The sequence below is a fragment of the Methanobrevibacter sp. genome (assembly GCF_045116495.1).
In the GTDB taxonomy this organism is placed as follows: domain Archaea; phylum Methanobacteriota; class Methanobacteria; order Methanobacteriales; family Methanobacteriaceae; genus Methanocatella.
The window spans coordinates 1-4493 of sequence record NZ_JBGULU010000060.1; the positions used below are offsets into that span (position 1 = coordinate 1).

Here is a 4493-nt window from a genome sequence, read left to right on the forward strand (position 1 = left end):
GGCTGTTTTTCCTTTCTTGAGGGTTGCTTTCAATACAAGTTTTTTGGCTGACTTTTTGACATTAACTGTTTTTGTGGTTTTCAGTACCTGTTTTACAGTTAATTTGTTTTTAACAGTCTGGCCTTTGTATTTTGAGGAAATTGTGTATTTTCCCGGAGTGATTTTGGAAGGTATTTTCAAGGTTGCATATCCGTTGGCATTGGTTTTTACTTTAAATGACTTTTTGCCTATTTTGATGGTTACAACTTTGTTTTTGCCCACGAAATTTCCGTTGTCGTCTTTTACACGTACTGTGTATTTATGTCCGTCGTAATAGTACATGCTAATAGCTTTATTTTCAGCGAATCTGGAAACAATTTTGACTGTAATTCTTACTTTTTCACCGGTATTTGGATTTACAAAGTCAAGGTAGTGTTTTCCGATTGAATTTTTCGCCTTGATTGGTATGTTTAATATACCGTTTTCATTGGTTTTTGCATCGGAAATTTTCTTATTGTCAAATTTGGCAGATACAACGGTATTTTTGAGAGGGTTTTCGTTCAAATCAAAGAACTGTACAGGTACAGATCCTGATGCATCATATGCCCATGTCAATTTTTTTTCGTCGACGGCGCGAACACTTGGCCTTACAATGACCGGACTTGAAAAGGTTTTGTTTTTGTAAGTTACGGTTACCAGATATTCTCCTCCAGGTAAAACTCCTAATGAAATGCTTCCTGTACCATTAACAATGCTTATAGTATAATTGGTATTGTTGAAGCTAGCAGGAATGCTGTCTGTACCCCCAACATCGAAAACTGTGAATATAGTTTCATTCAAATCATAATGTTTTTCAAGGGTTTTGGTAATTACAGGACTGTGATAGGTGTATACCTTAATCGGAGCAATATAACCTAAGGTTGTAAAGTCAATTTTTTTACTGTTACTGATTGCATAGTTCACACCAGGTACGAGAATGCTTCTTGTTGATTTAGAAATTGGCACTGACTCGGATTTTATTCTGATTTCAAATGTTGAATTTGAATCAACTGCAATGTACTTGTTTAATTTGACTGTTTCATATCCTGAATGGTCTGATTTTTCGCTTTGACTGTAAACCTTATGGTCATTGACATATACTGAAATGGTATATGGACTGCCAGCCTCTTCAAAATATGTTCCGACAGCAGCAATTAGGTCTCCGTTTTCACTGACATATTTCTGTGAGTATGAATCGTATTGTTCAAGGAATGAGTACTCTCCGATGAGTTCATTTTGATAAAGTGTCTCATAGTACTCCACATTGTCAAATGTGAATCCTACTGCATTTGCATTTAATGATTTATCATAGTAGGAAATATAGAAGTATCCTCCATCTCCCCATTTGCTTCCCCAACTGTTTTTACAAATCCATGCGCCATTGCCTGGAGCTTTAGTTGAAAATTTGTTTTTTGAGAAATTATCATCCCATCCGACTAATGTCACGTAATGGTTTCCAAAGTATTTGTTGTTGTACACTGACTTGTACTGGTTATTGTAGGATTTGTCCCGTGAATCTGCACCGTATACGAACAGGTTCATTGCACCATATTTTGTTAAGTATTTCTTAATCGCATTCTTGTCTGTTATCTTTATAAAAACAGCATTTACAGTGTGGACTGCATTAGGACCCTATTTTAAGGCGGAAACTTTTCCAAGCTCATCGTAAAAATCATCAGTTGAGTTGATTGCACCCAACCAGCTTGCAAAGTATCCAGTAGTCATTAACATGCTTCCGGCCTCGCTTGTTTCGTATTGTCCGTATTCTGAATAAGGAAGAGCGAGGTTTTGAATATTATTTTCGGAAATGTCAATTTCTTTTCCTGTTGCAATTAAGTATGATGATTCAAATGCGCCTGCTGCTCCAAATGCCCAGCATGAACCCATTGAACCCTGGTCTTTAACAGGAGTAACCAATCCCAAATCATTTAGATTGAAGTAGGAATCTTTAGCTGAACCTGTAATTTTCTGAGGGTTCAATATAATTTCTTCACCGTTGTGTCTGACGAGATAACTTAATTGCTTGTCGTTTATTGTGGCTGAGTATTCTCCGCAGTTTGTAATGCTGGAGTTGTCATAATCAAATCGGGTGTATATGTCATTGTTTTTGAACTGTGAATTTTTGATATCGTATGCTGTGGATAAACTGTAAACCGCTCCTCCTTTACCTGCTACATTGTCTGTAAATGTAGAATCGAGAATAGTTGCCTCTTCAAAGTCAAGATATACGGCTCCACCGCATCCGTCAATTTCATGTGCGCTGTTGTTTGTAAATGCGCCATTTTTAATTATAACATTTGCCCTTGATGAGTAGATTGCTCCTCCGTTTTCAGATACAGTATTGTCTGTGAAATTGGAGTTTGCCACAGCAAGTGATCCTCCCAGCTGAAGTATTGCTCCTCCAAATTCTGCAGTGTTTTTGTTAAACAGAGTATTTGCGATTAAAACATATCCTTTACCTGTAGTATCAGTGGCGGCTGCGATATCTGCAAAAACAGCTCCACCATTTCTTCCGGCACTGACGTTTGTAAACTCACAGTCATTAATTACTAATACAGGATACATCTTTTGATTAGCTGTTTTTACTGCAACTGCTCCCCCAGTTGCAATTGCACTTAAGTTAATGAATTTTGATTTTGTGATATTTGTGATGTATGAATTATATATTGCAGTTGCATATCTTGAGGTAGTGTTTGCAAAAATAGTGTCTGAAACAGAAATCATACAATTGCTTCCATAAATCAAACTCCATTTTATAGGATTTTTGTTTGTAAATGTTGCATTTGTAATATATATTTTGGAAGACATTCCGAATATTGCAGATCCGGCCTCTTTAGCAGAATTGTCAGTGAATTTATCGTTGGTACTGTAATAGTCACTATTAATTGCATATACAGCACCTCCGTAATCCTGAGCATTGGCATTTATGAATGTGACATTGATGGTATTCAATGTGCAACTCTTCAATTGTATTGCAGAGTCATTGGTGTTTTTAAATACAATATTTTTTAATGTTAATGTTCCACCATTCACATTAAATATAGTAGTTTTGCCGTCAGCATCGATTACGTGATTATTACCATCAATGGTAAATTTTCTGTTTTTAAAATCTATTTTCTTGATTTTGTCAGTATCTTTATATTTATAGTCACTTTCTAAAGTTATTGAATCATCTGCTTCTTTTATCGTTTTTGATAAATCATCATATGACATTACAGGAGCATCAGAAACAACATCCTGTGTGCTATTCAGTTGCAATGTGTCTGAAACTGTCTGATTTGCATCTTCAGCACACACAATTTCCATTGTCATTATCAATAAGAACAGAAAGACTATACTTATCTTATGAAATTTCAATATTTTTCCTCCATTTTATACATTATTTATTTCTGTTTGCCACATATAAAGTAATTTCATTTTTTTGACCATATTCATTGTTGGAACAACTTTAGTTATTTCATTTGCTGCGTATGAGATAGATTTAAAAAATCTGTTAATCATAGTTATATACACTAATTTGAATCTTTGGAGGAAATTTGTCATGTATCAGAATATTGAAGGAATTGATATCGGAGATTATTCATATGACGCAGTATGTCTTAACTGCCAGTATTGGATAATTGACGGTATCGGCGGAGGAGGCATGATTTGTGGGCATGGAAATGGATTTACAAACCCTGATGATACCTGCCGCATGTTTAGGGCTTTAAACTCCATGGATGATGACTACAACAGTTATCTGAACAAATCACAAAAAATGGAAATATGGAAAAGCCACCCATAATCAGCTTAAAATTGAATATTAAATGGAATCACAAACCCTTTTGGGTTGTGAGCTTTAAAACATTCTAAAATACAGTTAAATATAATTGAGATTAAAAAAATTGATAAAATTCATATAAAACAAGGGAGGAAATTAAAAGCATGAAAAAATCATGCTTTAATTATGAAAAAAATATCACATTTAGTAAAATTAATTTGAGAAAGACATGTTAATCTTTTGATTTAACACGTCTTTGCACAAGTAACTATATAGATAAGGCCATATATAAAGTTTTTCGAATGTAAGTGCTTACTTGCATCTTAAAAATAAAAATAAAGAAATTTAAAAAGTTATTTTGAAAAATAAAGCATCACAAAATATTAAAATGAATTTTAAAATAAAATTCTTTAAAATTAACTTATTAATATCTTGAGAATCATCCAAATAATGCCCCAAGACCCAATAATGGCGCCCCTTCATCTCTATTATCATCAGAGTCATGTTTTTTAGGATATTTGAGTTTGTTTTTGAACATATTGCGGACATTGGCTGATTTGCAGTGCAATACTATTCTGTAAATGGAAGCGATATCATCCACCTTATCTCGAACAGCGAAAAGCTCACTGCACATAGGGATTTCATTTTCTATTAGAAATTCCTCTATCATTTTCATATCATTGAAATCTGACCTTGATAGGATTGAAAGGCATAT

Annotated in this window: 4 protein-coding genes; 1 reads left to right on the top strand and 3 read right to left on the bottom strand. The window is 34.2% G+C overall.

Features of this window, described 5'->3' with window-relative positions:
- Together ACJMLH_RS03015 and ACJMLH_RS03020 are read right to left on the bottom strand one after the other, a co-directional pair.
- A partial coding sequence (locus tag ACJMLH_RS03015; protein ID WP_405274602.1) for a C1 family peptidase occupies positions 1 to 1614 on the bottom strand: 1614 nt, incomplete at its 3' end.
- A 36-nt stretch (positions 1615 to 1650) separates the two neighbouring features.
- The gene (locus tag ACJMLH_RS03020) at positions 1651 to 3324 is read right to left on the bottom strand and encodes a C1 family peptidase (protein WP_405274596.1); all 1674 of its coding nucleotides are present in this window, start codon (positions 3322 to 3324) and stop codon (positions 1651 to 1653) included.
- 235 nt (positions 3325 to 3559) lie between these two features.
- On the opposite strand from ACJMLH_RS03020, the gene ACJMLH_RS03025 reads away from it, so the two are divergent.
- Positions 3560 to 3802 carry a hypothetical protein gene (locus ACJMLH_RS03025; RefSeq protein ID WP_405274598.1) on the top strand — a complete coding sequence of 81 codons (243 nt, stop codon included), beginning with the start codon at positions 3560 to 3562 and terminating at the stop codon, positions 3800 to 3802.
- A 415-nt stretch (positions 3803 to 4217) separates the two neighbouring features.
- Here ACJMLH_RS03025 and ACJMLH_RS03030 read toward each other — a convergent pair.
- Positions 4218 to 4493 (bottom strand): hypothetical protein (locus ACJMLH_RS03030; RefSeq protein WP_405274600.1); only part of this gene is annotated, 276 nt, incomplete at its 5' end.